Origin of the sequence: Nonomuraea sp. MG754425 (assembly GCF_021699195.1) — a bacterium.
Taxonomy (GTDB): Bacteria; Actinomycetota; Actinomycetes; order Streptosporangiales; family Streptosporangiaceae; genus Nonomuraea.
The window spans coordinates 1-4968 of record NZ_SSXE01000345.1; the positions used below are offsets into that span (position 1 = coordinate 1).

A 4968-nucleotide genomic window follows, 5' to 3' on the forward strand; every position below is an offset into this window, starting at 1 on the left:
CGTCCGCCGAAACCGATGATTCCGGCGAACCCGGTGGCGAGCCGGGCGGCGGGCGCGATGTGGAGCGTTCCGGAGGGCGCGGGCGGCGCCGGCGCGCCGGCTCGCGGGCCGGCGCGCGGGCCAGGTCACGGGCACAGCTCTCGCACGCCAGCTTCGCGGCTCTGGCCACGGTGTCCATCGCGGCCATCACGGTCATCGCCGCGTCGGGCGGCGAGGGCATGAGCGCCGGCGGCGGCTCGCTGCTGCCCGGCGACCCGCCCGCCGTCCGGGTGTCCGGCAGCGCCGGGTCCACCGTCCGTCCCTCGGTGGCCGGCAGCGGGAACCCGCCCGCGATCAGGCCCGCGACGAGGACGGCCGGGCCGGGCACGCCCACGGTGCCCGTCACGCGGACCCGGACGAAGGCGGCCGTCACCGGGACGACACCGCCGGAGCGCCGCGAGGACGCCTTCCGTCCCGCCCCGACCAGCGGGCCCGGCGAGCAGGGCGAGGACGAGCCGGACCCGTGCGCGAACCCGGCGGCCCGCCGGCGTGACTGCCCGCGGCCGTCGGGGTCGGTCAGCACCATCCCGCAGGACGGTCCCGGCGAGTCGCCGGACCCGTCGGACTCGCTCTCCGACACCCCGACGCCAGCCGGCACCGCCACCCCCTGAGGGGCGGCCCGCCGCCGGCCGGATGTCACGAGGGGGGCATCCGGCCGGCGGCCGGCGGGGGCGCGCCCCCGCCGGTCAGCCGGTGCGTAAGGAGACCCCGGCGAGCGCGGGGGGTCTCGCCGGTACCCGGAACGGGACGGCGGGGCGGGCGCGGCGGAGCCGGTCGAGGTGTCGCATCGTGCCTCCTGACACGCATGTCACTACTGGTGGCAGTGTGACGCGAGGGACGACGGCGCGGCTGTGCCGCCGGTGACACCTGGCGCGAACGCGTCGCTGGAGGCTCCCAGGTGGAACGCGCCGGTGGTGCTCGCGCGAACATGTCGTCGGCGCCCGCGCGAAGGGCTTGGTGGCGCCTGGGCGGAAGAGCCGGCGGGTGGCACCCGTGCCGGGCGGCCTCGTGACGGGTTGCCCGGAACGTGACGGGCCGCGCCGGTGCTGGGGAGCCCGGCGCGGCCCGTGTTCGCCGGGGGAACCATCCCATGCCCTGGAGGTGGCCGGCGAGCCCGTGACGCGGAAGCGGTGGTCAGTGGCGGAACTGCTCCTCTTCGGTCGAGCCCTTGAGCGCGGTGGTCGAGGAGTCGGGTGCGACGGCGGTGCTGACCAGGTCGAAGTAGCCGGTGCCGACCTCGCGCTGATGCCGGGTCGCGGTGTAGCCGCGGGCCTCGGCGGCGAACTCGGCCTCCTGCAGCTCGACGTACGCGGTCATGCCGTCGGAGGCGTAACCCTGGGCGAGGTCGAACATGCCGTAGTTCAGCGAGTGGAACCCGGCCAGGGTGATGAACTGGAACTTGTACCCCATGTGCCCGAGCTCCCGCTGGAACTTGGCGATCGTGGAGTCGTCCAGGTGCTTCTTCCAGTTGAACGACGGTGAGCAGTTGTAGGCCAGCATCTGGTCCGGGTACTCGGCCTTGATCGCCTCGGCGAACGCGCGGGCCACGTCCAGGTCGGGCGTGCCGGTCTCCATCCAGAGCAGGTCGGAGTACGGCGCGTAGGCCAGGCCGCGCGCCACGCACGCCTCCAGCCCGTTCCTGACCCGGTAGAAGCCCTCCGGCGTGCGCTCGCCGGTGGTGAACGCCTGGTCGCGCGGGTCCACGTCGCTGGTCAGGAGCGTCGCGGCCTGTGCGTCGGTCCGCGCGACGATCAGCGAGGGGACCCCGGCGACGTCCGCGGCGAGGCGGGCGGCGTTGAGGGTCTTGATGTGCTGGCCGGTCGGGATCAGCACCTTGCCGCCCAGGTGGCCGCACTTCTTCTCGGAGGCGAGCTGGTCCTCCCAGTGCACTCCCGCGGCGCCGGCCGCGATCATGCCCTTCATCAGCTCGAACGCGTTGAGCACGCCGCCGAAGCCGGCCTCCGCGTCCGCCACGATCGGGGCCAGCCAGTACGGGGCGTCGCCGTCGCCCTCCGACCAGGTGATCTGGTCGGCGCGCAGCAGCGCGTTGTTGATCCGGCGCACGACGGCGGGCACCGAGTTGGCCGGGTACAGGCTCTGGTCGGGGTAGGTCTGCCCGCCCAGGTTCGCGTCGGCGGCCACCTGCCAGCCGGACAGGTAGATGGCCTTCAGGCCCGCCCTGACCTGCTGGACCGCCTGGTTGCCGGTGAGCGCGCCGAGCGTGTTGACGTAGTCCTCGGTGTGCAGCAGGCGCCACAGCCGTTCGGCGCCGAGCCGGGCCAGCGTGTGCTCCTCCTGGACGCTGCCACGCAGCCGGACCACGTCCTCGGCGCGGTACGTGCGCTCGACGCCCGCCCAGCGAGGGTCGTCGTCCCACTCTTCCCGCAGTTGCTCCGCTGCTCCCTTGAGGCGATCGATCATCGTCCACTCCTTTGTCGTCCCCTGGGGCTCACGCCGAGTCTGTGCCCCGGCGGAGGGTGGCATACAGTCCAGGAAGTGCAGAAGAATTGCGATTCTTCGCGTTCTGGGGATTACTCGCGCGTATTCAGTGGTGAAGAAATCGCAACTTTTACCGTTGGACTAGACCAATCGCGTCCGCCGGGCCCGCCGTGACAGGGGTCGGCGGACGCGCAGCCGGGAGGCTAGAAAATGGGCCGAATTTCTGTCTAAGATTCCGGCATGGCCTCCTTGCTGGGCGAAGAACCGTTGTCTTTGACGCAGGAGCTTGATCTGATCGCGTTTGGCCAGCGCCTGCGTCACCTGCGCAAACAGCGTGGGCTCACGCTGTCCGACCTCGGCTCGCGCGTCAGCAGGGCCCCCAGTCAGCTCTCGCTGCTGGAGAACGGCAAGCGCGAGCCCAAGCTCTCCCTGCTCAAGTCCCTGGCGAGCGCCCTGGGCGTCCCGGTCGAGGAACTGCTGCGCCGTCAGCCGCCCAACCGGCGCGCCCAGTTGGAGATCGCGCTGGAGGAGGCCCAGCGCGACCCCGTCTACGCCGGGCTCGGGCTGCCCCGGCTGAAGGTCTCCGCGCGCGTGCCCAACGACGTGCTGGAGCACCTGCTCGGCCTGTACGGCGAGCTGCGCGCCCGGCAGGCCCGGGGCACCGCCACGCCGGAGGAGGCCAGGGCCGCCAACGCCGAGCTGCGGCGCAGGCAGCGGGAGGTGGGCAACTACTTCCCCGAGATCGAGAAGGCCGCCGCGCAGGCGCTGGAGGCCGTCGGCTACCGCACCGGCGCGCTGTCGCAGAGCATGATCCAGAGCCTGGTCACGCACTTCGGCTACACCGTGCACACCGCCCAGGACCTGCCCCGCTCCGTGCGCTCCATCACCGACCTGCGCAACCGCCGCATCTACGTCAAGCACGAGCAGCTCGGCATGCACACCCCGCGCACGATCCTGCTCCAGACGCTCGGGCACCTCGCCCTCGGTCACGACAAGCCCCGCGACTTCGCCGACTTCCTGCGCCAGCGCACCGAGGCCAACTACTTCGCCGCCGCCGTCCTCGTCCCCGAGAAGGCCGCCGCGCTCTACCTCCAGGAGGCCAAGTCCGACCGGGCGCTGTCGGTGGAGGACCTGCGGGACGTCTTCGCGGTGTCGTACGAGATGGCCGCCCACCGCTTCACCAACCTCGCCACCCACCACCTCGGCCTGGTCTGCCACTTCGTGCGCAACGACGCCGGCGGCACCATCTACAAGGCGTACGAGAACGACGGCATCGTCTTCCCCGCCGACGAGCAGGGGGCCATCGAGGGGCAGCGGATGTGCCTGCAGTGGTCGGGGCGGCAGGTGTTCGCCTCGCCCGACCGGTTCTCGGTGTTCTACCAGTACTCCGACTCGCCGACCGGCACCTACTTCTGCGTGGCGCACGTCGATCCGTCCCGCGAGCGGGACTTCGCGATCACGCTGGGGGTGCCGTACAAGGAGTCGCGCTGGTTCAGGGGGCGCGAGACCACCCACCGCACCAAGTCCAACTGCCCGACCGGCGACTGCTGCCGCCGCCCGCCCGCCGAGCTGGCCGAGCGCTGGGAGGGCTACGCCTGGCCGTCGGCGCGCGCCAACTCCCACGTGCTGGCCGCGCTGCCGCCCGGCTCCTTCCCCGGCGTGGACGAGGCCGACGTGTACACCTTCCTGGAGCGGCACGCGAGCGCCACCTGAGCCCCCCTGTTCGATCCTGATCCCGTGAAGGGGGCGCGGCGTGGCCAAAAGTAGATAGTGTTGATGGTGACTATCTACCCTTGAAAGGGCAACACATGTCGGAGCGGACAAGCCGTCTGATCGTGCCGATCGTTGTCATCACCGGAGTGGCCACCGGCGCGAGCGCCGCCTACCTCGCCTACCGTCCCGAACCGCCGCCCGCCTCGCCCGCCGGGCTGGCCTGGTCGGCGCCCGCCGCCGCGAGCCTCGGCCTGGTCCGCATCGACTACCTGCTGCACCGCCTGCCCCGGCTGGCCAGCAACCAGATCGCGATCTGGGTCGAGGACGCCGGCGGGCGCTACGTGCGCACCCTGTTCGCCACCAGCTTCACCGCCAACGGCGGCTTCGCCCGCAGGCCCATGTCGCTGCCCCTGTGGCGGGAGGCGTCCGGATGGGAGGCGGCCACCGACACCGAGATCAAGGCCGCCAGCCGCCCCGCGCAGGAGAGCGGCAGGCAGAGTGTCTACTGGGACACCACCGACCGCAGCGGCAGGCCCGTGCCGCCCGGCACGTACACCTATCGCGTGGAGGGCAACGTGGTGTGGGAGAAACGGGTGCTGTTCACCGGCTCCATCGAGGTGGGCGACGTCCCGCACGCCTCCCGGCCGCGCGCCCAGTTCCTGCCGGCGGAGACCGGGAGCGAGCCCGCGCTGGTCGCCGACCTCAGCGCCAGCTTCGTCCCGGGCCGGCGGCTGCCCGACGGGGCCGTCACGACGTTCACGAGAGGGTCCTGAGATG

3 protein-coding genes and 1 pseudogene are annotated in these 4968 nt (G+C 72.2%); 3 read left to right on the forward strand and 1 reads right to left on the reverse strand.

Annotation, left to right across the window (positions count from 1 at the left end; translation table 11 throughout):
* Nucleotides 1-650: pseudogene (locus tag FAF44_RS52020) on the forward strand (hypothetical protein); the annotation flags it as partial.
* Nucleotides 651-1173: 523 nt separating this feature from the next.
* On the opposite strand, the gene aceA reads toward FAF44_RS52020, so the two are convergent.
* Complete coding sequence (gene aceA, locus FAF44_RS52025; protein WP_237110920.1) at nucleotides 1174-2460, reverse strand: isocitrate lyase; 1287 nt, start codon at nucleotides 2458-2460, stop codon at nucleotides 1174-1176.
* Between the two features lie 291 nt (nucleotides 2461-2751).
* Between aceA and FAF44_RS52030 the strand changes: the two genes are divergently transcribed.
* Complete coding sequence (locus FAF44_RS52030) at nucleotides 2752-4191, forward strand: helix-turn-helix transcriptional regulator (RefSeq protein ID WP_237110922.1); 1440 nt, start codon at nucleotides 2752-2754, stop codon at nucleotides 4189-4191.
* A 122-nt stretch (nucleotides 4192-4313) separates the two neighbouring features.
* On the forward strand, nucleotides 4314-4964 hold the full coding sequence (locus FAF44_RS52035) for a DUF2271 domain-containing protein (protein WP_237110921.1): 651 nt from the start codon (nucleotides 4314-4316) through the stop codon (nucleotides 4962-4964).
* Nucleotides 4965-4968 lie beyond the last annotated feature (4 nt).